Source organism: Thalassotalea fonticola (assembly GCF_032911225.1).
GTDB lineage: Bacteria > Pseudomonadota > Gammaproteobacteria > Enterobacterales > Alteromonadaceae > Thalassotalea_A > Thalassotalea_A fonticola.
The window spans coordinates 1528231-1552927 of sequence record NZ_CP136600.1 but is presented as its reverse complement, the minus strand read 5'-3'; the positions used below and the strand labels follow the sequence as shown (position 1 = coordinate 1552927).

Here is a 24697-nt window from a genome sequence, read left to right as displayed (position 1 = left end):
CAATTCGATAAGCTAAACATATAAAATTAAAAGCCCAGATTAGTTCTGGGCTTTTATCTATAGAGGTAGGTATGAATAACAATAATCAAAAATCTGGCCCATTAACCGGCTTTACTTTCATTGAAATTGAAGGCATTGGCCCTGGTCCATTTGCCGGTATGATGTTATCGGATATGGGAGCAGAAGTTATTGTCGTTGAACGAGCAATGGGCAAAGCCGATGCTTCGACTGATTTTGGCGCTACTGACATTTTAAAGCGTGGCAAACGTTCAATCGCGGTTGATTTAAAGTCCAACGAAGGCAAGGAACTAGTTTTAAAACTTGTTGCCAAAGCTGATGGATTAATTGAGGGCATGCGCCCTGGGGTAATGGAGCGTCTTGGCTTAGGGCCAGATGTATGTTTAAAAGCCAATCCTGCTTTAATTTATGGCCGCATGACTGGCTGGGGACAAACCGGTCCTATGAGCCAAGCTGCAGGTCATGATCTAAACTATATTGGTTTATCTGGTGCGCTTTGGTATGCAGGGCGTCCGGGCGATGCTCCGGTTGCTCCTCCTACTTTAGCTGGGGACATTGGAGGCGGCGCCACATATTTAGTGATTGGCTTACTAGCCGGTGTATTAAATGCTAAAAATACCGGAGTAGGGCAAGTGGTTGATGCCAATATTGTCGATGGCTCTGCTAATATGATGAACCTTATTTTAACCATGGTGGCAACAAAGTCTGCAACCTATACACGCGGACAAAGCCTACTTGATGGCCCGCACTGGTTTGATAGCTATAAAACCAGTGACGATAAAGCCATTACCTTTGGCCCACTTGAAGTTAAGTTTTATAAAATCATGCTTGAAGCACTTGGGTTGCAAGATGATGAAGACTTTAAAGAGCAGTACAAACCAAAACTTTGGCCTTCACAAAAAGCAAAATTGGCAGCAATAATAGCTAACAATACACAAGAGCATTGGAACCAGGTGTTCGATGGCTTAGATGCGTGTTATGCGCCAGTGTTATCACCTGAAGATGCGGCAAAACATGCCCATAACGAAGCTCGTGGTTATTATTTTGAAAAAGATGGCATGTTACAAGCCTCAGCAGCGCCAAGGTTTGAACAAACCCCTTCAAATGACAAAGGTGACATTGTCGACAGAGGTGCTAACAGTAAAGATATTTTGCTTGAGTTAGGTTTACCAGAAGCTGAAATTACCGATATGTTTAACCAAGGTACCGTTAAGTAAATCACCGATAACACGGTTAATTTTTGCGTCTATGCAATATATGCAAAAAAAGAACTGAATATTGCCATTTTTGCTAATTACATAAGTAAGGTTTTCAAGTAAAGTTATTTATAACTGGTGGGAACCAGGCTTTCACCTCAAGCAGCACTCGCTGTTTCGATTTGGATATACTTATGTAATTGAAAGGCCCCCTTATTGGATTTGGGGGCCTTTTTTACTTCAGGGATGAAGGAATGCCAACTGAACAGGAAGTTTATAAAGTTGGCCCATTTCGCCTTTTTAGCATCATTGTGTATTCATCAGCATCACAACTTTGTTAATTCATTACCATAAATTTTGGGAAAGCATTTTCATTTCCTGAATTTATTTCAGGATCTATAGTAGACCATTGAGATGCTGAAACGAGTTCAGCAAGTGGTGATAGGTAAGTGTTACTACTTCTTTAAACCTCATACTGACTAGGCGGCACACCATGCCAGCGCTTAAAAGCACGAGAAAAACTGCTGGAGTCTGCAAATCCAAGTAAGTAAGTTAATTCACTAAATGGAATGTCCATTTCCTTTAGGTATTTATCGGCTAGTTGCTGGCGAGTCTCATCTAAAATTTGTTGATAAGAGGTCTGTTCTTTTTTTAACTTATCGTGAAATGTTCTCGGGCTCATGTGCAGCTCTTGTGCTATTTTTTCTCGATCGAACTCCCCCGAAGGTAATAAGGCGATCAGCAGTTCTTCGACTTTAGTGGCTAAACTGTTTTTTTCTATGGTTTCTAAATACTTTACCACCAGTAAATCTAACTGGCGGGTAAGATCTGTATTGGCAGCAGGTAAATTAAAGTCCAACTCTTTATTATCTACAAAAATCATTGTGCTTTGTGCATCTACAGTTACCTCACAACCAAAGTGATTTTCATAAAGTGCCAGAGTCTCAAGTGCAACTGAACCGACTAAAGAAATTTTAACTGGTGAATAATTAGGCTGATACATTTGTCTGATCATTTTGATTAACACTGCAACCGTAACCGCTGAGTGAAAATGTAATGTTGTCGAAGGATGAACAACTAAAGGTTTAAATTCTATGAACGCCGGTTTTGCATCAAGATGCAGTTCAACAGTTTTAATTGTGGTCATTAATGAAAAAAAACGAGAAAGACGTAGCCAAAAGGATCGCAAAGTGCTGCTACTTAACAGCGACATACCCAATGCGTGATAGGTGGTAGGGTGTACATAATTAGCAAAGTTAATAGGAAACATTGCATCGTCAGTTTTTTCTAGTGCTAAGGAAATAAGTTGATCAAATTGCTCCGCTTGCATGCGGATATTTTTACTGCGCAGTTTTGAAATATCTATATTCAATTCATTTGCGAGTTGTTTAACATCAACATTGTAGGATTTTAATATCTCGAATAGAGAAATAATATTGCCATGATATGTAGTGAAGTTTTTATTTAGCATTGGTAAATAGTTATCTATTCAAAATATATAAAGGATGTTTTTATTATTCAAATCCTACCAAATTAGTAAGAAAATAAATATAAAAAGCTAAACCAATAGCTATTTAATTGATAACCACTTTCCGCAATTATCAAGATAATAAGTTTAACTCATTAGTTTGTGCTTATTTCTATTTCTTTTTGCTTTGTGTCTTTATTTTTATTAGTTAAGTTTGTGAGTTTGGCTCATGACTTTGCAATTGTGGCAGTTAAAAATGTTGTGTCTGCTAAATATGCTACTATGAATTGTGTAGTAATGATTTAGTTTTAGAACGTCCAATTAAAAACAAAAATAATAATAACTAAACCATACACAAGGGTGAGAAATGAAACTTAAGTTAAATGCAATTACACGTTGTTTAGGGGCTGTGTCATTCACAGTAGCTTTAAGTTATTCGGCTAATGCAGCTGAAACTACTGCACAAATTGATGAGGGTAAGTTAGAGCATATTACCGTTACTTCAACAAAACGTACACAATCGATTAATGATATTCCAATGTCTATCCAGGCTATTTCTGGTGACCAATTACAAGCCGAGTCTATTGAAGATTTAGGCGAGCTTTCAGGGTCTATTCCAAATTTAATGATTTCTGAAACCTTAGGTACTACGCAAGTGTCGATTCGTGGTATGGGAGCAGGTACTGAGCGTTCATTAGAGCAATCGGTAAGTATGTTTATCGATGGCATTTATATGCCTCGTTCACGTCAATATCGTGCGCCATTTCTAGACACTGAACGTGTCGAGGTACTTCGCGGTACTCAAGCTGTGTTGTTTGGTTTGAACTCAACTGCTGGTGCAATTAGTGTTGTATCTAAGAAAAATACTGCAGACGATGATTTTAATGCGAGTGTTTCTGTTGATCATGAAACCGAGTATGAAGATACTGTTGTTAGCGTTGCTGCTGGTGGTGGCGTGACCGATACATTAGGTTTACGTTTAGCTGTACAACAAAAAACATCAGATGGATTTGGTGAAAATACCTATGACGGTTCAACTATTGGTGAAAAAGATGAAACACTGGTTCGCCTTTCTGGGGTTTGGAATGCAAGCGAAGATTTTATCGTCACGGCTAAAATAGAAAATGCCCAATATGAGGTTGATGGTAACCTGCAAAATACCTTCACCACGATAAAAGACGATTTAGGCTATGTAATAGATCGTGGTGAATTTAGTTTTGATGAAAATTATGATGCGTCAATGTTAGATCTTTTTGACTCAAGTGCTATTGGTAACACCTCGACATTGACTGATACACGCTCATCTGCCGGTTTAGAGCAAGAGTCAACGAATGTAGCGGTAGAAATTTCCTACGATATTAATGATTACACCTTAACTGCAAATATTGGTTACTCAGACTTTGATTTTATTCATGCGTTAGATCTTGATAGTAATTCATATAATATCATTCCGGCATTGCTAGGCATGGCGCCTACACCGAACACTGGTGGCATTGATAATATTTTACATGAAGCCTATGAACAGAACTCTTTCGAGTTACGCTTAGCATCTCCAGTAAATGACGACTTTAGTTATATTGTTGGCGCATATTTCCAGTCATCAGATTTAGAAAACCAAAATTCTAACATCGTTAACTTAACAGAAGTGTATCCGGTACTAAGCGCAATATACTTAGGCGATCCTACAATTATTCCTCCTGGATATGACTGGGTAGAAGCATCATTTGAACAAGAAACAGACGCTTTCTCTGTATTTGCAAATGCGACATGGAAAATTACCGACAGTTCTCGTTTAATTTTTGGTGCCCGCTACATCACCGAAGATAAAGAACATAATCGCACTGTCAGCAATCAGTTTGGTTTCGACAGCGGTAATGGTGAAGTGGTGTGGACTGATATGCCACTTGGAGGCGGAGTTGCATTCACCGCAACCAATCCAGTTAAAGATGATAGAACATCAGAAAATTTCATGCCAGAAGTTATGTATCAGTTTGATTTGAATGATGACATCATGATGTATGCTAAAGCGGGTACAAGTGCTAAAAGTGGTGGCTTTGCGGCTTCGGTAAATATTACTCCGGAACAGTTTGAGTATGATGATGAAGAAGCATTAGGCTTTGAGTTCGGTTCAAAGATGTCATTGCTTGATGGTGATGCCGATTTAAATATTGCGCTATTTAGAACTGAGTACGATAATTTGCAAGTAAATACCTTTGACCCAATTACGGCTGCTTCAACAATTACCAACGCTGGTGAGTCCTTATCACAAGGTATTGAAATTGAAGCTCGCTGGATGCTTAATGATTGGTTAATGCTAGGCGGTTCTTTTGCTTATCTTGATGCAGAGTATACTGATTATAAGAATGGTAGCTGTAATCTACGTGAAACCCTTGATGCTATTTATGCCGGCGGTGAATGTAATTCTTCAGATAAAACTGACCAACCTATGCCGTTTTCTCCAGAGTATTCAGGCAAGGTCTATGCTGATATTGAAGCGCCGATTACTGACAGTTTAGTACTTACTGCAGGCGCATCAGTGCAGTTTAGCGATGAGTTCTATACAGAGTCATCACTAGATGAAGTGGGTTTACAAGAGTCTTTTGAAAAAGTGAACGCACGTGTTGGTATTAAATCAGCCGATGATATTTGGTCGGTAAATATACTCGGTAAAAACTTAAATGATGAAATTACTTTAGGCAGTTACCAACCATTCTTAGGCACAAACATTGCAACATTTAAACCTGGTCGTACGGTTAATGTTCAATTCACCTATAACTTTGAGGGGTAGTCAGGGTAAGAGAGTTTAGTGTTCTCTATAATGTAAAGAACTAGTTAAGAAGGTAGGCCGTTCCTGCCTTTTTAATTTTGTTTGAATTCATCTTTATCGTTAAGTAAAAATCCATACAAGAGTATTTTATGCACATAGTAGTTATTGGCGCAGGGGTGCAAGGTATCACTACTGCTTATTATTTAAATGAATTTGGTGCTGAGGTTACCGTTATTGATGCCGCTTCAGGGCCTGCTATGGAATGTAGTTTTGGTAACGGTGGTGGTATTACACCTTCAGCTGTCGATCCATGGAATGCTCCTGGTATTGCAAAAGTCATGTTGAAATACCTTGGCCGCAAAGACTCTCCCTTGTTATTTCGTTTAAAAGCAATACCAGATTTAACTATTTGGGGATTGCGTTTTTTAAAGTACGCCAACATGGATGACTATTTAAACGCCAATAAACAAACGGGTAAATTGGCTAATTACTCAGTAGAGCTACTTGATCAAATTCGCCAAGATACCAAAATTGATTATAGGCATTCGTCAAACGGTACGTTAAAAATTTTCCGCGATCAGCGTTCACTGGATGAACATTTACACTTATCTGAAATATTCAAAGAAATGGGGAATGCTGATTTTAAAATGCTTGATGCTCAAGCAACAATTAATGTCGAGCTTTCATTGAATCCCATTAAAGATAAATTATCTGGTTCGTTACTTTTTAGTGGCGATGAAGCGGGTAATTCACATATTTTTTGTCAGCAAATGACGAACGTATTAAAACAACGTGGTGTTAGGTTTTTATTTAATTCGCCAGTATCAAGTATCACCAAACAGGCAACGTTGTTTAATGTAGAAATGAATAAAAATAGACAAAGCATGCAAGCTGATAAGGTTGTTGTCGCAACCGGGGCAAAAGCCTCAAGCTTATTCGCGCCGTTAGGCATTAAAGTGCCAGTAAAACCGGCAAAAGGCTATTCCCTATCTATACCTATGAATGGTTGGGATAACAAACCTAAACACCTCATTGCCGATATGAATTTACACGCGGGTATTAACCCGCTAGGTAATACACTTAGAGTTGCTGGTACAGCCGAGTTTGCTGGTTTTGACCCTGAAATATCGCAAGACCGTATTGATAATTTAATTGGCTTGGTTGAATCTGTTTTTCCCGATTTTGCTCAAAACATGGATCGCGACCAATTAAATCCTTGGGCCGGTTTTAGGCCTATGAGCTGTGATGGTATGGCTATTTTAGGAAAAACAAAAGTCGACGGCTTATTCATTAATACTGGTCAAGGGGCGCAAGGGTGGACAACATCTGCAGCCTGCGGACGTTTAGTAGCTGATACTATTTTTAAAAAATCGACTCGCTTTGATATATCACCGTTTTCCATTTCTCGGTTTTAAACTGCGAAAAATATTACATGCTTTTAAAGTGATAATTTTAAGTACCACTTCGTTATTCATCAACTATATTTAAAATGACGACAAATGCTTTTGTCTCTATAACGTATTGATTGTGAGGGAAATAAATGAAAAACACATTGGTCACGCTAGGTTTTTTAGCCGCGATTACAGCCTGTAGCCAAACCGAAAGTGATGTATCAACTGTAGATGCAGATAATATTAACTATGATGTGGTAATTAACAATGGCCGCGTGATGGATCCTGAAACTAACTTTGATGGAGTGCGTAACGTAGGCATAAAAGATGGTCGCATTATTGCGATTACTGAACGAGACATTTCAGGTGATGAAGTTATTGATGCCAGCGGACACGTCGTTACTGCTGGTTTTATTGATTACGAGCAACATGGCTTAGATCCTTGGGGAATAAAAGTTAATTTACGTGATGGCGTTACAACTCAAATGGACTTTGAAGTTGGCGTGTTAAATATTCCCGAATGGTATGCTAAGCGAGAGGGAACCACTCAAGCTAACTTTGGCGCAGTAGCCGGACAAGAATATGCACGTATGCGCATTCACGATTCTGAGATGGATCTTTCTGGTCCTGATATTTCAATGCCATATACGTTAAGCAAGCATAGAAGCGAATCTGGCAAAGATGGCCACGAGGGCTGGGCAAATGATAAATCCAGCTATGAGCAAATAAATCAGGTACATGCAATTCTTGATGAGGAATTACGCCAAGGTGCTTTGGGAGTTGGCTCGCTTATTGGTTATGCTGGTAAAGCAATTGTAAGTTATGAAATGTACACCACGCAAAAACTAGCAGGGCAATATGGACGAGTAACTGCGGTACATCATCGTTTTCATCCAAGTGCAACGCCGCCAACTGAAGGGCCAATTGGCGCAAAAGAAATAATTGCTAATGCGATGGCGTTAAATGCACCACTTGAAATTCACCACGATAATGATTTTGGTTGGTGGGAAACCCAAGAGTTGCTGAGCCAAGCGCGTCAGCAAGGTTATAATGTTTGGGCAACGTATTATCCATGGATAGCGGGGTCTGGAAATTATGGTGCAGCCATTGTTCAGCCACCTATTTGGCAAGAGCTAATGAACTTTAAATATGAAGAAACCATTTATGATCCTCAATTAGATAAATTTGTTAGCAAAGAAGAGTTTTTAAAATTTGTTAAAGATGAACCTGGTAGAACGTTAGTTGCTTATAGCCCACCACGTAAAAAGTGGTTACCAGAATGGACGAAAGTTGAAGGCTTCATTGTAGCTGGTGATGGTATGCCAGGTTTGAATAGTAAAGGCGAATTCCTTGACTGGGATGATCCCTATGAGGACTACGCGGGCCACCCAAGGGCGGCTGGTACGCATGCTGTAACGCTAAGAATTGCTCGAGAGGAAGGTGTACCGTTAATGCACACCTTAAGTCAATTAAGCTACTGGCCAGCGAAGTTTATGGGTGACACTGGGCTTAAAGCGATGCAAGAGCGTGGCAGAATGCAAGAGGGCATGGTGGCTGATATTGTGTTAATTGATGCCGAAAATGTTACTGAACATGCAACGTTTAAATCTGGTAGCAATGGCCTGCCATCAACAGGGATCCCATACGTATTGGTTAATGGCACTATCGTAGTTAAAGACTCTAAAGTACAAAAAGATGTCTATGCAGGTCAGCCAATTCGATTTCCTGTTGAAGACAAAGGGCGTTTTGAACCAATTTCTGAAGAGGCCTGGAAAAAGAAAAATTTAGTTGAAACATCACCATTAAGAGCTGAAACACTCAATGAAACTAAATAATTTTTTAGAGCAGCACTTATTATATAGTTGCAAAGCCTTATCATTTTGATAAGGCTTCCTTATTGTGCTGCGCCAAAATAGAGAATACAGTGATTATAATATTTTTGTTTACCAAGCTAGGAAACACATTTGCCATTAAACCTGCAACAAATAGAACAATATAAAACCCAAATTAACTGGCCGTGTGAGTTAAGCGAAGAGTTTAAATCTGAATTTTTATCGGGCGCGGTTAAGAAAACTCATATCAGCGGTAGCGAGTTTAACTTACATAATCAGGAACAGTACGGTATCTATTTATTGCTACGGGGTAGCTTAATGATGACCGCTCCCTTGCTTACAGAAAAGTTTAGTTTAAGTAAATTATACGGGCCTGGCGATTGGATGTGTTATGCACCGATCATGAACTTTAAATTTCCAAGTGGTATGGCAGGGACGTTTTTACAAAATATTGATTATCTAAAAGTACCTATTTATCATCTGAATTACCTGATGAATCAATCAGATGAGTTGTTTAAATTATTATTTTTTATAAAATCAGTTCGCGCAGATACCATGTTTGAAAAGTGTTTAGTGAGTTTGGCAACGCCATCATCGGTGAAAGTTGCCTATACATTGTTGGATATTTGTAGAGTGCAAGGCAGCATTAATGATAATGAGTCTTTAACGTTAAAAATTACCCAACAGCAAATTGCGGCGTTGGCCGGCTTAAACCGCTCGAATACTAGTAGCATAATCAATGAATTTGCTGATAAAGGTATTGTTGAATCATTCCGATGTGGCTTGTATATTCATGATCTTTCAAAGTTGAAATCCTATTTAGCAGATGTTGATTTGCTTGAATCGAGTAAATTGATTTAACTTTCCATTAACTTTTACAGTCTTTTACTTCTATCTGTTGCTTAGGCAACACAACTCACAATTTATATTCGTCATAATAGCCTCAAGTTAAACAAACCACTTACATAAAAGTTATATATTCACTTAGCGAAAACGCTATAGGAGCTTGATATGAAATTACGTAACACTTTAAAATCTTTAGTCGCTGTTGCAGTTACAGTATCGTTTATTGGCACAGCCTCAGCATCGATTGAAACCAAAGACTGGCACAATACGGCATCACCAAAAGCACAACAATTCTTGCAAAATAACATGGCAATTGATTTTTACGCATCGCCATTTGGTACTGGCTGGGCAGATAACCGAGAAGTGACTAATTACATCGATTTAGCTCACTCACGTGGCATTTCTGGTGCAACTATCACTTTAACATCTCCAGCAACGCCTACTTGGGCAAAATACAAAGCTGAGCTTGCTAAATGGACTGAAGCTGTACAAGAATCAAATGCAAAGATTCGTTTTGTTGACAAGCCTGAAGATTTCGTTCTTGCCCAGAAAAATGGTGAATACGCAGTAATGTGGAACGCGCAAACTACCATGATGCTTGAGGGCGACGCAAGCCGCGTTAAAGAGTTGGCAGATGACGGTATCCGTGTAATGCAACTTGTATACAATGGAGTTGAACAAACCGGTGTTGGTGGACTATCAGCGCTTGCGGGTGATAAGTCTGGACTTACAGAATACGGTAAAGAAGTAATCGATGAAATGGTTAAGTACGGTATTACAGTAGATATGTCGCACCATGGTTATCAAACAACCAAAGACATTACTGATTACATGAAAGAGAAGCATCCAGGTGTACCTGCAGTTTATTCTCACTCACCACTTGCTTCAACGTACGGCTGTGAGCCGCATGAAACGCTTACAGAAACAGAAAAGCGTATGGCGGAGAAAGGTTATAAAAAAGGCGACCTGTTCCACCGTCTAGCAGCGTGTTACCGTCTAATTTCTGATGAGCAGGCATTAACAGTTAAAGAAATGGGGGGGATGGTTTCTATCACTGCTACTGAGTGGATGATGGATGGAGTGTGGCCAGAAGATATCACGCCTAAGCAATTTGCTGAAATGGTTGACGGTGCGGTAAAAGTATTAGGTGTTGACCACGTGGGTATTGGAACAGATGACATGATGACCGTTTCGCGAGTTGCTGATTTTGCCATCGAAAACTCTCATATGTACACTGATAACGGCTACATGGTTGATGCATTTAAGCGAGGTTCAACCGGTTGTGCTGAAATGTCTAAGCACTTAGCGCCAGTAATTGATGAGCTATGGAAGATGGGCTATTCAAACGAAGACATTCGTAAGATTATGGGTGAAAACCTAGTTCGAGTATACAAAAAGTCTTGGAAATAATTTAATTATTCGCTTTTAAGTTTCTCACACCCTGGAATATGACTTAACGTACAAAAGGCGTAGTTAATAACATTAGCTGCGCCTTTTTGTTTTTGGTGACAAGCTTTAGAGAGTTGAAGTTAACACAAGGTGCTACCCCCTGAAGTCATGACTGCACTAATCCCTGAATTTATTTCAGGGTCTATAGGCGCTGAATAAAGATGCTGAAACAAGTTCAGCAAGTGGTGATTAGGGATGCTGAAACAAGTTCAGCAAGTGGTATTAGGAATGCTAAACGAGTTTGGCAAGTGGAAGGACTGTAAATGAATGTGAGATCTGCACATAGTACGAGTAAATTACTAAATCTGTTACAAATTTAGTTTATCTATCTTCGCCTCAAGAGTGTTTAATTTTGCCAACACTAAATCATTGCTGGTATCGCTAGAAACAGGCTCTGAATTTTCGATTAACAAGGCTTTATAAACAAAATGGGATATTTGGTTGGCAATTTTATCAACATCTAAGCGTTTACTTCGACCTGATACATAACGCCATGAATGATATTCAACACCGCCATAAACCATGTCACGTACAAGCGCTATAGGGGCATCTTCAACAAAGATACCTTCAGCGATGCCTTCTTTTATTATTCTATCAACGGCGCTGGAGTATGATTTGTTGAGTTGGAAAATTTTTGTCGTTTCGTAGTCATCGCTAGCACGAACATGCTGAACAATCAGATCACATAAAACCGGATCGGCTTGCAATACCTTTAAGTGATGCCAGATCATAAAATGCATACGGTTTTTAACACCAGTAATACCAGCTAAGTTTTGCTCATAGTCGGCGAGGGCATTGTCGTACCACTTTTCTAAAACCACCAATAACACATCTTTTTTTGTCTTGAAGTAACGATAAATTGTACCTTCAACAATGCCAATCTCGTTGGCTACTTCAGCCATAGAAGTCGCTTCATAACCCTTTTCTACAAACATTTGATGCGAGATTTTAATTATCTCAGCTAAGCGTTCTTCTGGTTTTTGTCTTACTCTTTTTTTCTTAGCTGCTTGTGGCATTAGTACATTCTCTTATTGTTGTTATTTCTAGGGTCAACAGAGCCTAGGGTACATAAGTTAAAAAGACATGTCATCAATTGTTAACCGAACAAGTGAAATATTACCCTTCTGCTCTCATTTCGAAAAGTCATTTACTTTTTATAGTGCGTTTACTTAATAATGTCAATGTGAGTCAACCTCATTATTGCTTATTTTGTTGCGGTATTGTTGATTGTAACTGCTTGATTGTTAGTTGGATGTTAATTTTCTAATGAAAGTTAATAAGTTTGGTGTTTTTCATTAGTTGTTGTTTTGTAATGGAATTGTTCTGAATTGTGTATATTTGTTGGAAAAAGATAATGAATTAGACTCATTAGGTGTTGACATTTACACTTTGGTTGCATATTTTAAATACAGATTTAAGAGTTTTCCTATCCAGTTAACTTTTAATTACTTCTCTATCCAAGAAGTGAAAAACGGTTTCTCCATCCAAGAGACCAACTACTAAAACGTAGTGAATTATAAAAATAATAAAATAAATTTACATAAGTATTCCAAAGAGATAAAAACTATGAATCCATCATTGAATAAGGTTACAAAAGGTTTATTCCTAGCATGCGGCATTAGCTGTGCATATATGCCAGCGGCAGTTGCTGAAGAAGCTACTGAAGCAGGTGCAGACGCGAAATTAGAAGTGATTGAAGTAACTGCTACTAAACGTTCAACAAGTGTGCAAGAAACGCCAATGTCAATTACTGCAATTAGTGGTGATTTCTTAAAAGATAATAATATTACTGATATGCAAAACATGTCTGAAGGCATTCCTAACTTTAATGTTGGTGAAGGTATTTCAGGTACTAAAGTTACCATGCGTGGTATGGGCTCTGGCGAAAATAGAAGCTTTGAACAATCGGTTGGTATGTTTATTGATGGCGTATATATGCCACGCTCTCGTCAATATGTAACCCCATTTTTAGATACCAAACGTGTTGAAATATTACGTGGCCCACAAGCGGTTATGTTTGGTTTAAACTCTACGGCCGGTTCTGTTAGTGTTGTAACAGCGAAAACAAATCCTGGTGATGAAACTTTTGCTGAAGTGACCGCTGATTATGAAGTTGAGTACGGTGAAATTGGTACTACAGTAGTAGCGGGTGGTTCACCTACAGACTCTCTTGGTTTACGTGTTGCATATAAACATCAAGGCGAAGGTGACGGTTATTTTACCAACCGCAGAAATGGCGAAACGCTAGGTGCAGTAGAAAGTGACCTGATGCGTCTTAGCGCAGTATTTGAAGCGAGTGAGAATTTAATACTTACCGGTAAAGTTGAAGTTGCTGATTGGGAACGTTCCGGTTCTCTTGGTGAAACATACGGTGAAAATGGTCTTGACGGGGACGACAATAAACTAGATTACGAGTTTTGGTCTGATCCTGCTTTATTAGGGACAGTATTTGAAGATGACGCTGGCATGTATGTTGAAAATACTAATGTAGTGCTAACCGCTGATTATTTTATGGGTGATCACACGATTACAGCGACTGTTGGCTATTCAGACTTTGAATATAGTTTCGGAACAGACTTATTAAACTCAGAAGGTAAGTTTTTGCTAGCCGGTTTAGATACTTCGTTGTTCGAAACGTATGAACAAACTAGTGCCGAACTTCGTTGGGCCTCACCTACTGGTGAAACATTTGAGTGGGTAGCTGGTTTGTATTATCAGACATCTGAGAGCTGGCAAGAAAACCCTGGAATTGTACCATTAACAGACCTAGGTCAAATGTTTGTTGCTCCAGTTCCTGGTTTAATCGATTCAAATGCATTCGCATCAGAGGATGACTTAATCTCAGTATTCGCATCTGGAACTTGGAACTTAAACGATGATGTTCGAGTTATCGCTGGTGTTCGTTACATTGATCAAAGTAAAGATGTTGCCGGTTGTGAATATGGAGGCTTTTATGTAACTGCCACACCTCCAACGCATATACCTTCAGAAAACTCTGCAGGTTCACTATGTTCTGGCGCTGTTGCCACTTATACAGAAGGTGGCGCAGTAGTTGCTGCAACACCTGAGTTTGGTGGAACACACGATATAAGTGAAGTTATGCCTGAAATGGTTGTGCAATGGGATCTATCTACTGATGCCATGTTATACGGTAAAGTGGCTCAAAGTATTAAGTCTGGTGGCTTCTCAACTGGTGGTGATGAGTACGATGATGAATCAGTAACCGGTTTTGAAGTAGGTTATCGTTCAGTATTAGCTGATGGCGCAGCAGAGTTAAATGCAACCTTGTTCTATAATGATTACGAAGACTTACAAGTAGGTGCTTTCATTCCAAATGAGGATGGCACGGGTGTTGATGGTATTACCAATAATGCAGGTAGTGCAATAACTCAAGGTCTTGAAGTTGACGGGCGTTGGGCAGTAACTGACTGGTTAATGCTTAATGCTTCTGTTGCTTTCTTAGATGCAACATATGATAAATTTGATACAGCAGCTTGTGCTTTTGGTCGCACGCCTGATGGTGCCTTACCAGGTACTTGTGATTTATCGGGTGAAAACTTACAACAAGCGCCTGAAGTATCAGCTAACCTTGGTGCAACTGGTACGTTCTCATTAACAGAATATCTGAATTTAGTAACTGCAGCGACAGTGATTTATTCTGACGAGTACTTTACAGATGGCACAAACAGTGAAGTTGGTACGCAAGATTCATACACTAAAATTAACGCGCAAATCGGCGTTGAAAGTGTTGATAACAAATGGGCTGTTAGAGTTATCGGTAGTAATTTAACTGATGAAGCGGTATTAACTACATCTCAAGATTTAATGGGGTTCGGTGCAGGTCATGCTGGTTACTTAGCAGCTCCTCGTACAGTAACAGTGCAAGGTACATATCGTTTTTAATCTTATAGAAGATATTTAAAATATAAATATAAAGGCCACGGTATGAATTTATTGTGGCTTTTTTTATGGAATTTTTAAACTTTTAGGAAATAAAATGAATAACAAGCTTTACCTAAAAATATGTCGATTTACATTAGTAACCGTGAGTGTCATTTGCTGTAATATCGCTTTTGCTTACTCGCAATTTTATGACGGTTGGCAGCGTAATTCTGTTTATGTGGATGCACGTGATGGCGTTAAGCTTGCGGTTGATTACTATCGGCCTACATTTAATGGTGAACTACATCAAAAACCGTTACCTGTGGCGTGGCGATTTACACCTTATGGGCGATTTTTACTTGATGAGAAGGGGAAATTAAATTCTGAATTATTGCCCTCTCAAGGCGGAGATATAAATGGACCTGTAGCGATAGAGAAATTGCTAGAGAGTGGTTACATTGTCGCTGTTGTAGATGTTCGTGGATATTCTGCCTCTCATGGCGTCAGTAAAACATGGTTGGGAGAGCAACAAGCTAAAGATGCATTTGATATTACTGAGTGGCTAATTAAGCTGCCATTTACTACAGAAAAAACAGCAATGTTTGGGCGGTCATACTTAGGTAGTGTTCAGTACCTAGCCGCGGCCGAAGCATCACCATATTTAAAAGCGATTTTCCCGGCAATGGCTCAGTTTGATCATTACGAAACTGCTTATAGTAATGGTATATATAGACAGGACTTAGGGGCGATGTGGCAGCGACTAATCAGAGCTAAGCTTGATTTTCCAAGTATGCAGGCCACACCGTTTAGTGTAGCGCCTGTAGACAATGATAGCGACCGAAGGTTAATAACTAAAGCTGCCTTCTATCATCAATGGAACCGTTCATTTAGCGATCAAATGTTGGCTTTGCCTTTTAGAGATAGTATTGATCAAGTTTCAGGTGAAGCGCTGCATATACAAAATAGCCCTGCCTATAAATTAACGGCAATCAATGCCTCCAATATTGCCATTTATCATTGGACTGGCTGGTGGGATGCCTACGGAAAAGGGCAAACTATCATGTATGCTAATTTAACTACACCACAAAAATTGCATATTGGTCCATACTTTCACGTCGAACATTTTGGCATTGATGTCTTTGATGAAATGATAAAATGGTTTGATTTTCATCTTAAGGGTATCGAAAATAATATAATGGACGAAGAGCCTGTACGTTACTTCGTTGTTGGCGACTCCCCTGAAGATGGGTGGAAAACCTCTAAATCATGGCCATTAGACGCTGAGAAACGTCAAAAATTGTTTTTTTCAAAAGCTAAATCTGGTTCGATTAACTCTACAAATGATTCATCACTGGCAGCAACTAATGATCGGGAAAACAGTCAAGATGATTATGATGTTGACTACAGTATTAGTTTAGGTGGATATATAGAACGTAATGGCGGCAGCCATAGAACTTGTAAAGGCAAGCAATTTGTCGAGGAAGTATGCTATGCGCATTCTGGTTACCCAGATTTATCATTAAATTATGATCAAAAATCGTTAACTTATACATCGGAAAAGCTGACGTCTGATATTGTCATTGTAGGTCACCCTGTTGTTCAGTTTTGGTTAACAGCTTCAACAGATGTTGCTGATTTGTTTGTAGTATTAGAAGAAGTAGAACCTGATGGCACGTCTAGGTTTGTTACTGACAACGCCCTAAAAACTTCACACAAAGCCGTAACCAAGAATGCACCATTTAACAATTTAGGTTTACCTTGGCTAGCGAACTTGGAAAAGGATAGGGTTAGCTTAAGCAAGGCGCCGAATTTAATTCAATTAGACTTAAAGCCAATTGGCAACCGCTTTGATAAAGGCAATCGAATTCGTGTCACTATTGCCGGTGCCGATAGTAAAAGTGGTACTGCACCCTGGGATGAAATAGAACGTAAAATTACTATTCATAAAGGTAGTTCATTTCCATCATTCATAGATTTGCCAGTTATAGAAGGAAGTGTATCTGAAATTAAATAAGGCATAACTCCAATCGCCGCATTTATTAGCATGGTAAGCTAGTCCTAATTAGACAATTCATTTGTTATTTAAAGGGTAAGTTATGTATGATTAACCATCATTTTATCTTATCAGAAAACGAACATGACAATAGAAATAATAAAAGCCGATTACAACAACCAATCACACTGTAAAGATTTAATGTTTTTACTTAATTCCTATGCTGAAGATCCTATGGGTGGCGGAGCACCGTTAGGCGAGTACTCACAAATGAATTTGTGCTCTGAATTAGCAAAGCGTAACAACGTATTTAGCTTACTTTGTTATGTTGATGGTAAGCCTGCGGCAATCTGTAATTGTGTAGAAGGTTTCTCTACGTTCAAAGCAAAACCATTATTAAACATTCATGATATGGGGGTAGTGTCACAGTTTAGAGGTTTGGGTTTAAGTCATAAATTGATGGCTGAAGTTGAAAAGCAAGCTATTGAAATGGGTTGTTGTAAGATCACTTTAGAAGTACTGGAAGGCAACAACGTTGCCAAAAACAGCTATATTAAATTTGGCTTTGAAGGGTATGAGCTTGACCCTGAAATGGGCAAAGCGATGTTTTGGGAAAAAGTACTTTAATTAGTACCTCTCAATAAAATTAAAACGAAATAGATTTACGACCAGTTCGAGAGTTATTTGAACTTGGTTTTTTATCAGCCTTTTGACTATTGTTCTTAGGGCTGTTTTTCGTTTTAGAGTTAGATTTTTTTGATGGAGTGTTTTTAGGCGATTTTTTAGCTTTATTCATCACAGAGTTTGGTTTTGGCTCGGCTACTGGTTTTGGCTCATCACTCAAAATAGGCATTATCGCTTCATCGTTAAATTGCACAATGTCTTCAAAATATACTTTTTTACGTTTCTGGTATTCAACTTCTCCATTAAGATAAACGTAGCCTTCTGTAATCACCATTTTAGCTTCTCCGCCGCCGCCAACAAGGTTAGCAATTTTAAGTAGCTTACACAGCTCTATAGGCTCTTCATGTAATTCTATAGCTAATACTTCAATTTCCAAAATGGTTTCCAGTTAATGTACCTAATGTCTGTATTATGAAGTTTAACATGAATTATTTTTAAAGTTTTTGCAAAATTAAGAAAAAAGCGCTGTAAATTTGCCTTCAAGATAATCAATTTGTATTAAAAAACAGCATACGAACAAATAATCACAAAATATATTGAAGTTAGTGTTGACAGTTTTTTAGCGATCCCTATAATACGCATCACTTTCTTCAAGCAATTCCCTGAAGAAGGTCGCAAATTATTGCGGACGATTAGCTCAGTTGGGAGAGCATCGCCCTTACAAGGCGAGGGTCACTGGTTCGAGCCCAGTATCGTCCACCACTATTTTGCATGATTTGATTTTGTCTGGACGATTAGCTCAGTTGGGAGAGCATCGCCCTTACAAGGCGAGGGTCACTGGTTCGAGCCCAGTATCGTCCACCATTCAATTTCAAATCTATTTTACTTGTTGGACGATTAGCTCAGTTGGGAGAGCATCGCCCTTACAAGGCGAGGGTCACTGGTTCGAGCCCAGTATCGTCCACCATCAAGTAAAAAGTAAACCTCAAAGACCCTGGACGATTAGCTCAGTTGGGAGAGCATCGCCCTTACAAGGCGAGGGTCACTGGTTCGAGCCCAGTATCGTCCACCATCATCTTATCTTTTTAAAGTAATTCGATATCATTCGAATTTTTCGTGTGTCAGTAATTCAAGCAAGCCCAAATAGGGAGAGCATCGCCCGCTAATACAAGTGCGCGAGGGTCACTGGTTCGAGCCCAGTATCGTCCACCATCATCTTATCTTTTTAAAGTAATTCGATATCATTCGAATTTTTCGTGTGTCAGTAATTCAAGCAAGCCCAAATAGGGAGAGCATCGTCCGCTAATACAAGTGCGCGAGAGTCATTGGTTCGAGCCCAGTATCGTCCACCATTCTTTTTAAATTAAAAATATATTCTATGTAACTGAACTTGCTTCAGGTTTTATGCTGTATGAATTTTATCGGAATCGCATCGTCCACTAAGTTTATCGGGATGCTGTGGTGTAAATTAACTAACTACGTGAATACCTCAATATAGTTAGAAAAATAGAACGTCACCGATAGAAAACGTTCATCCATGAACCTATCGGCATTAGTATATCCATTTACGTCATTCCGGAGGACTAGTGCATGGATGCACGTAGGTAGAACAATGCAGGATCAAATTGTCGAGCATAAGCGATATCCGGAACCTCCTACAGCGTACTGTGGTTCTAAAAATTTCATATTTTCAAAACATTATATGGGGAAGGAGGTTCCACTTCTAGCTAGTGCTCGTGTTGGAATGAGGTGCCTTAAATTAACTTAAATGTCGCAAAAACGGACACAAAAAAGGCACCCCAACGATGCCTGAAATTTTGCGCTTACTTTTATTATTCTAATTATTTCTTATAGAAACTAATTGTCGGCTACGACGACAATCATGCCATCTAAATTATCTTTCATGCGAATTTGACATGCCAGTCTAGAGTTAGCTTGCTGATTATCCATTGATTGCAGCATGAAAAATTCATCTTCGCTCATGTCGTTTAGCTTATCTGACCATTCATCATCAACTATACAATGACAAGTCGCACAAACCGCATCGCCACCACAGGCTCCTGGCATACTGCTGATCCCAAGAGATAAAGCACCATCTAGTAAAGACTGACCATTAGCTATGTCCGTTTCGTGAACTGTGCCACAGTTTTCAATATAAGTTACTTGACCCATAAAAGCCTCCTATCAATATACATGCTGGCATTATAGGCAATTAAAATTATCATTACTGGTTAAAAGCTGCAGAACAATTTTCTTTGCTTTAAACAACCTAAATGTTGCTGGTATCCGGGGGATAAATATCAGGTGTTTTTAACGGCTTAAGCTGTTAAAATACGCGACAATTTTTTATGTACTTATTTGTTTAATTTTATTTTCTCTTTTTACGAATAGAATCAAACACTTTTTAGCGAGAATACTATGACTTTAACGACCCGTTTTGCGCCGAGTCCAACAGGCTACCTTCATGTAGGTGGTGCCCGTACAGCCCTTTATAGCTGGTTATACGCCAAGAAAAATGGCGGCGACTTTGTGCTTCGTATTGAAGACACTGATTTAGAGCGTTCAACGCAAGAATCGGTAGATGCAATTATGGACGGTATGAATTGGCTAAATCTGGACTGGAACCGTGGTCCATTTTTCCAAACTCATTGTTTTGATCGTTACAAAGAAGTGATCCAGCAATTACTTGATACTGGCCATGCTTATCGCTGTTACTGTACACCGGAAGAAGTAGATGCAATGCGCGAAGAGCTAAAAGCTGCTGGTGAAAAGCCTCGTTATAACGGTTTATGGCGCGACCGTACTGATTACCCTGAAGATAAGCCATACGTTATTCGCTTTAGAAACCCGCTCGAAGGTTCGGTGATCATTAAAGACATAGTGAAAGGCGATATAGAAATATCTAACAGTGAGTTAGATGATTTAATCATTGCTCGTTCAGACGGTTCACCAACCTATAACTTAACTGTTGTTGTTGATGACTGGGATATGAAAATAACTCATGTAGTACGTGGTGACGACCATGTAAACAACACACCTCGTCAAATCAATATTTTAACTGCCTTGGGTGCACCATTACCTGAATATGCACACATCCCTATGATCTTAGGTGATGATGGTAAGCGTTTATCAAAGCGTCACGGCGCTGTTGGTGTAATGCAGTATCGCGATGACGGTTACTTACCTGAAGCATTATTAAACTACTTAGTACGTTTAGGTTGGTCACATGGCGATCAAGAAATCTTCTCTCGTGAAGAGATGATCGAGTTGTTTGATTTAACCGGTTGTAACCGCGCACCTTCGGCGTTTAATACTGATAAGTTAATCTGGGTAAACCAGCATTACATGAAATCTTTAGACCCTGAGTATGTTGCAGAACACTTAACTTGGCACATGAATGAGCAGGGCATTAATACTGACAATGGTCCAGCATTAAGCGCAATTGTTAAAGTACAAGCGGACAGAGTTAAAACGTTAAAAGAAATGGCGCAAATTTCACGTTATTTCTATGAAGAGTACACTGAGTTTGATGAAAAAGCCGCGAAAAAACATTTACGCGGCGTAGCTAAAGATCCGCTTGTGCTTGTACAAAGTAAATTAGCTGCGTTAACTGATTGGACTGCTGAAGAAATCCATAACGCGATTAATGCTACTGCAGAAGAGCTTGAAATTGGTATGGGTAAAGTAGGCATGCCACTTCGTGTTGCCGCAACCGGTGCTGGTAATTCACCTTCATTAGATGAAACATTAGCATTGTTAGAGCAAGACCAAGTAATTGTTCGTATTGATAAAGCGATTGCCTTTATTGATGAGCGTGTTGCGAACGGGTAATGCCCGAGAAACGAGAAACGAGAAGTGAGAAACGAGAAACGAGAAGTGAGCCCGAAAGCAGCACTTCCTGAACTCGATACTTTAGTATCGCCCTGAACTTGTTTCAGGGTCTGATGTCAGGGGCTAAACTAGAAAATAGGAACTATCCCGTCTAACTGGTAGGGTAATTATGGATTCCCGCCTCCGCGGGAATGACGGAATTGACCCCCAGCGTCATCATATATATCAGGATCTTTTGTTATTCAGCTACACTTAGTTGTAGCTTTGTTATTTATATTTTGGAGAAACATTTTTGGCATTTGCAGCATTTAATCTAGACAGTCGTTTATTAAGAGCGGTTGAACATATGGGTTTTGAACAACCTACCGAAATTCAACAGCAAGCGATCCCTGCAGCAATGACAGGGCAGGATATTATTGCATCGTCAAAAACTGGTTCGGGCAAAACCTTAGCGTTTTTATTACCTGCTATGCAGCGTTTAATAAAAAGCCGTGCGTTATCTAAAAAAGATCCAAGAGTGTTAATTCTTACACCTACACGTGAACTTGCCAAACAAGTGTTTGCTCATTTAAAAGCAGTTTCAGCCGGTACCCAATATAAATCAGCACTTATTCTTGGCGGTGAAAATTTTAATGATCAAGTTAAAGTGTTAGATAAAAATCCTGACTTTATTGTCGCTACTCCTGGTCGCTTAGCAGATCATCTATCAAAAGGCTTGTTTTACTTAAATGGCTTAGAGCTGTTGATTTTAGATGAAGCAGATAGAATGCTTGATCTAGGTTTTGCGCCGCAATTAAAGCAAATTAATGAAGCTGCTGATCACCGTAAACGCCAAACATTGATGTTCTCTGCAACATTAGAGCATGGTCAAGTAGAAGAGTTTGCCAAAGGTTTATTGAAAAAGCCTAAACGAATTGCCATTGGTGCCATCACCAGTGAACATAAAGACATTACCCAACGCTTTTATTTATCTGATCACTTAGACCATAAACAAGCGTTACTTGAAAGTTTCATTAATAATGAAGATTATCAACAAATGATCATCTTTACTGCAACTAGAGCTGATACCGAAAGGTTGGCAAAAGAGTTAAATGATCAGCAATTGAACGCCGTAGCTCTTAGTGGTGATTTAGCACAGAGTGAACGTAACCGTGTAATGGAAGCATTCTCGAAAGGGCAAAACAAAATACTGGTCACTACCGATTTAGCCTCTCGTGGTTTAGATTTAGTTAATGTGTCGCACGTTATTAACTTCGACTTGCCTAAGCATGCAGAAGAGTATATTCACCGTGTTGGCCGTACTGGCAGAGCCGGCTCTAAAGGTGATGCTATTTCTTTTATTGGTCCAAAAGATTGGCAAAGTTATTTAAATATTAAAGCGTTATTACAACAAAATATTGAATTTTCAACGGTTGAAGGATTAGAAGGCAAGTTTAAAGGTTTAAAGCCTAAGGTGAAGGCAAAAGCAAAAGCTGACAATAAAACGAAAGCTAAGAAAGCTAAAAAGAAAGTGTCTCAACCGAAAGTTAAAAAGAAAATTGTCTTTACTGATGAAGTCTTTGCAGATATGCCGATGGTTCGTAAAAAGCCAGGCAGTTATGTTGATAACGATGAATAAAATTAAATAATTTTAAATTCAAAAAATCCCTTGAAGTTATTTCTAACTCAAGGGATTTTTTAAGCCTAATTTAGTATTAAGATTTAAACCAAGCTAGTAATTTATTTTCTACCACAGGCGTAATGCTAAAGCCAATCATCCACTCGGGTGCAAAATAATCATCCTTTTCAACATAATAGTTTACTTCCATACCAAATTTCCACGGACGTCCACCCCATATTACCGTTTTTGAAGCGGTAACTTGTACTGGTACTGTCCACTGCTCACTTTCCCAGTTATAACTAACCGTAGGTGACGTTCCGTATGACCAACCGTCACCGGGTAATAAAATACCAAAGAATTGTGAAGAGGTAATATTGACTTTTCGGTCACCTGCAATATCCCATTGGTGATTAGGAAAGGCACCGATTACATAGTTAGGTGTTATTTTACCAATTAAATATTCTGGTCCTAATGTTGTTGATTCGCCCATTCCTAAATCTTCATCACCAGTTGGCAGTGTAGAAATAATACCGTAGGCCACCAATATGCCATCTTCAGATTTAGGCGCATAGGCTAAATCAAAGGTAATATCGCCGAGTCCAGATTCTTGCGCGTAACCTGTAGCGCCAAATGGCATTGGCTGGTCAACAATAAATGGAATAGCTGGTCGGAATAAAATTGAATCGCCACCATCTAACGGGATAGGCATTTTCGGCTGAAATACAAAGGTTAAGTTTTCTTTGCTATCTGCACCTGGTCTCTATCCTGAAAACGCACGGTATTGAGTTTTTAATTCTAAACTGGCCATTACGTTATTCGGGTTGGCTAATTTTTTTGCTGCAGCATCGGCGTCTAGTTTGTCCTCCGCGTAACAGCCAAAGCTTAGTGACAAAAATGCGGTTATAATGAGAGTGGTGAAATGATTTTTCATGAAATCCCTGTGTTTTATTTTAAATTGTTGTTATTTATTGTAGTTATTAACATGTCATCTACATTTTAAAGGTTAGAAACAAAGTTTTTTGTATATCGCCTTATGATCAGCTTAATAATTTGCTGTATCAGTCAAAAGTTATCTTGTCAGCAACTAATTGATATGCTGCTTCATATTCAGTCTTATGGTTATCGGCTAAAACTATTTCTTTATTAAACCATTGTTGGCTTAAATGTCCGCTAACCGTAATTTTTGTTTCGCCATTTTTAATTTTTATGCCCTGAGGATATTTAATTAAAATAGTTTGGTTTGGTTTTGGAGCTTTGTGATCATGTCCAATTGACAATGCTGGACTCATTTCAATCATAAAAAATTCAGTTAATAAGCCATTTTTTATGCTCACTGGTAAAGCAAACCCAGAAATTGAAACCGACTGATTTATCCACCTTGGAGCTATTGCTGTTGCTTGTTGTTCTCTATGCTTCATTACAGCTGAACGTTGGCTAAGTAAATAATCTAAATCAATACTATCTTGTTCCAAATGCGATAATGCATCATTTAAACGCTCGGTATAATTGTTAATTAGCGTTATCATTTCTGGTTTATCAGCATCTGCTGATGTTTTTAAAGTTTGGATCCTATTGCGCATCCCTACAACATAACCGATAGTTTCTAATTGGTTCGCATTTAATTGTTTAAATGGATCTTCAAAGCTAGACTTCGCTGGTAATAGTTGCTTCCAATGTAAATCGACGACTTGATTTGCCATCACATTAGTTGCGCTAAAAAAAATACATAAAAGAAAAAGCATACTTCTTTTTTGAAACACGTTTTAAGTAACTCCTACAATCAAAAGAAAAGGGCTAAGA

18 protein-coding genes and 4 tRNA genes are annotated in these 24697 nt (G+C 38.9%); 15 read left to right on the top strand and 7 right to left on the bottom strand.

Annotated features, from left to right (window positions below; all coding sequences use genetic code 11):
- Nucleotides 1-71 precede the first annotated feature (71 nt).
- Entirely contained in the window at nt 72-1235 is a 1164-nt protein-coding gene (locus RI844_RS06415) for a CaiB/BaiF CoA transferase family protein (protein WP_348397615.1), read from the top strand.
- A gap of 442 nt (nt 1236-1677) precedes the next feature.
- Here RI844_RS06415 and RI844_RS06410 read toward each other — a convergent pair whose 3' ends face one another.
- Nucleotides 1678-2685 (bottom strand): helix-turn-helix transcriptional regulator, encoded by a 1008-nt coding sequence (locus tag RI844_RS06410; protein ID WP_348397614.1) that lies wholly within the window; start codon nt 2683-2685, stop codon nt 1678-1680.
- 364 nt (nt 2686-3049) lie between these two features.
- Between RI844_RS06410 and RI844_RS06405 the strand changes: the two genes are divergently transcribed.
- The 5 genes from RI844_RS06405 (at nt 3050) to RI844_RS06385 (ending at nt 10928) form a co-directional block, all read left to right on the top strand.
- Nucleotides 3050-5470 (top strand): TonB-dependent receptor, encoded by a 2421-nt coding sequence (locus RI844_RS06405; RefSeq protein ID WP_348397613.1) that lies wholly within the window; start codon nt 3050-3052, stop codon nt 5468-5470.
- A gap of 128 nt (nt 5471-5598) precedes the next feature.
- Nucleotides 5599-6864, top strand: coding sequence for an FAD-dependent oxidoreductase (locus RI844_RS06400; protein ID WP_348397612.1), 1266 nt, complete (start codon nt 5599-5601; stop codon nt 6862-6864).
- 125 nt (nt 6865-6989) lie between these two features.
- Complete coding sequence (locus RI844_RS06395) at nt 6990-8675, top strand: amidohydrolase family protein (protein WP_348397611.1); 1686 nt, start codon at nt 6990-6992, stop codon at nt 8673-8675.
- 129 nt (nt 8676-8804) lie between these two features.
- Nucleotides 8805-9533: a Crp/Fnr family transcriptional regulator gene (locus RI844_RS06390; protein WP_348397610.1), complete on the top strand. Its 729-nt coding sequence runs from the start codon at nt 8805-8807 to the stop codon at nt 9531-9533.
- 150 nt (nt 9534-9683) lie between these two features.
- Nucleotides 9684-10928 carry a dipeptidase gene (locus tag RI844_RS06385; RefSeq protein WP_348397609.1) on the top strand — a complete coding sequence of 415 codons (1245 nt, stop codon included), beginning with the start codon at nt 9684-9686 and terminating at the stop codon, nt 10926-10928.
- A 347-nt stretch (nt 10929-11275) separates the two neighbouring features.
- On the opposite strand, the gene RI844_RS06380 is transcribed toward RI844_RS06385, so the two are convergent.
- Nucleotides 11276-11983 carry a TetR/AcrR family transcriptional regulator gene (locus tag RI844_RS06380; RefSeq protein WP_348397608.1) on the bottom strand — a complete coding sequence of 236 codons (708 nt, stop codon included), beginning with the start codon at nt 11981-11983 and terminating at the stop codon, nt 11276-11278.
- Between the two features lie 550 nt (nt 11984-12533).
- On the opposite strand from RI844_RS06380, the gene RI844_RS06375 reads away from it, so the two are divergent.
- The 3 genes from RI844_RS06375 (at nt 12534) to RI844_RS06365 (ending at nt 17469) form a co-directional block, all read left to right on the top strand.
- Nucleotides 12534-14870 (top strand): TonB-dependent receptor, encoded by a 2337-nt coding sequence (locus RI844_RS06375; protein ID WP_348397607.1) that lies wholly within the window; start codon nt 12534-12536, stop codon nt 14868-14870.
- 94 nt (nt 14871-14964) lie between these two features.
- Entirely contained in the window at nt 14965-16863 is a 1899-nt protein-coding gene (locus RI844_RS06370) for a CocE/NonD family hydrolase (RefSeq protein ID WP_348397606.1), read from the top strand.
- A 123-nt stretch (nt 16864-16986) separates the two neighbouring features.
- Nucleotides 16987-17469 (top strand): GNAT family N-acetyltransferase, encoded by a 483-nt coding sequence (locus tag RI844_RS06365; protein ID WP_348397605.1) that lies wholly within the window; start codon nt 16987-16989, stop codon nt 17467-17469.
- A 19-nt stretch (nt 17470-17488) separates the two neighbouring features.
- On the opposite strand, the gene RI844_RS06360 is transcribed toward RI844_RS06365, so the two are convergent.
- Nucleotides 17489-17902: an RNA-binding S4 domain-containing protein gene (locus RI844_RS06360; protein ID WP_348397604.1), complete on the bottom strand. Its 414-nt coding sequence runs from the start codon at nt 17900-17902 to the stop codon at nt 17489-17491.
- Nucleotides 17903-18152: 250 nt separating this feature from the next.
- Here RI844_RS06360 and RI844_RS06355 point away from each other — a divergent pair.
- The 4 genes from RI844_RS06355 (at nt 18153) to RI844_RS06340 (ending at nt 18538) form a co-directional block, all read left to right on the top strand.
- Nucleotides 18153-18228, top strand: a tRNA-Val gene (locus tag RI844_RS06355).
- A 26-nt stretch (nt 18229-18254) separates the two neighbouring features.
- A tRNA-Val gene (locus RI844_RS06350) sits at nt 18255-18330 on the top strand.
- A gap of 27 nt (nt 18331-18357) precedes the next feature.
- Nucleotides 18358-18433, top strand: a tRNA-Val gene (locus RI844_RS06345).
- A gap of 29 nt (nt 18434-18462) precedes the next feature.
- Nucleotides 18463-18538: transfer RNA gene (locus RI844_RS06340), tRNA-Val, on the top strand.
- 785 nt (nt 18539-19323) lie between these two features.
- Here the strand turns inward: RI844_RS06340 and RI844_RS06335 are convergent.
- Nucleotides 19324-19638, bottom strand: coding sequence for a 2Fe-2S iron-sulfur cluster-binding protein (locus tag RI844_RS06335; RefSeq protein ID WP_348397603.1), 315 nt, complete (start codon nt 19636-19638; stop codon nt 19324-19326).
- Nucleotides 19639-19884: 246 nt separating this feature from the next.
- Here RI844_RS06335 and gltX point away from each other — a divergent pair, with 246 nt between their 5' ends.
- Entirely contained in the window at nt 19885-21297 is a 1413-nt protein-coding gene (gene gltX, locus RI844_RS06330) for a glutamate--tRNA ligase (protein ID WP_348397602.1), read from the top strand.
- 292 nt (nt 21298-21589) lie between these two features.
- Entirely contained in the window at nt 21590-22915 is a 1326-nt protein-coding gene (locus RI844_RS06325; RefSeq protein ID WP_348397601.1) for a DEAD/DEAH box helicase, read from the top strand.
- A 76-nt stretch (nt 22916-22991) separates the two neighbouring features.
- Here the strand turns inward: RI844_RS06325 and RI844_RS06320 are convergent, their stop codons facing one another.
- From RI844_RS06320 to RI844_RS06310, 3 genes are all read right to left on the bottom strand, one after another.
- The gene (locus RI844_RS06320) at nt 22992-23606 is read right to left on the bottom strand and encodes a hypothetical protein (protein WP_348397600.1); all 615 of its coding nucleotides are present in this window, start codon (nt 23604-23606) and stop codon (nt 22992-22994) included.
- A 51-nt stretch (nt 23607-23657) separates the two neighbouring features.
- On the bottom strand, nt 23658-23828 hold the full coding sequence (locus tag RI844_RS06315) for a hypothetical protein (protein WP_348397599.1): 171 nt from the start codon (nt 23826-23828) through the stop codon (nt 23658-23660).
- Nucleotides 23829-23955: 127 nt separating this feature from the next.
- Nucleotides 23956-24639 carry a DUF3299 domain-containing protein gene (locus tag RI844_RS06310; protein WP_348397598.1) on the bottom strand — a complete coding sequence of 228 codons (684 nt, stop codon included), beginning with the start codon at nt 24637-24639 and terminating at the stop codon, nt 23956-23958.
- Nucleotides 24640-24697: the final 58 nt, after the last annotated feature.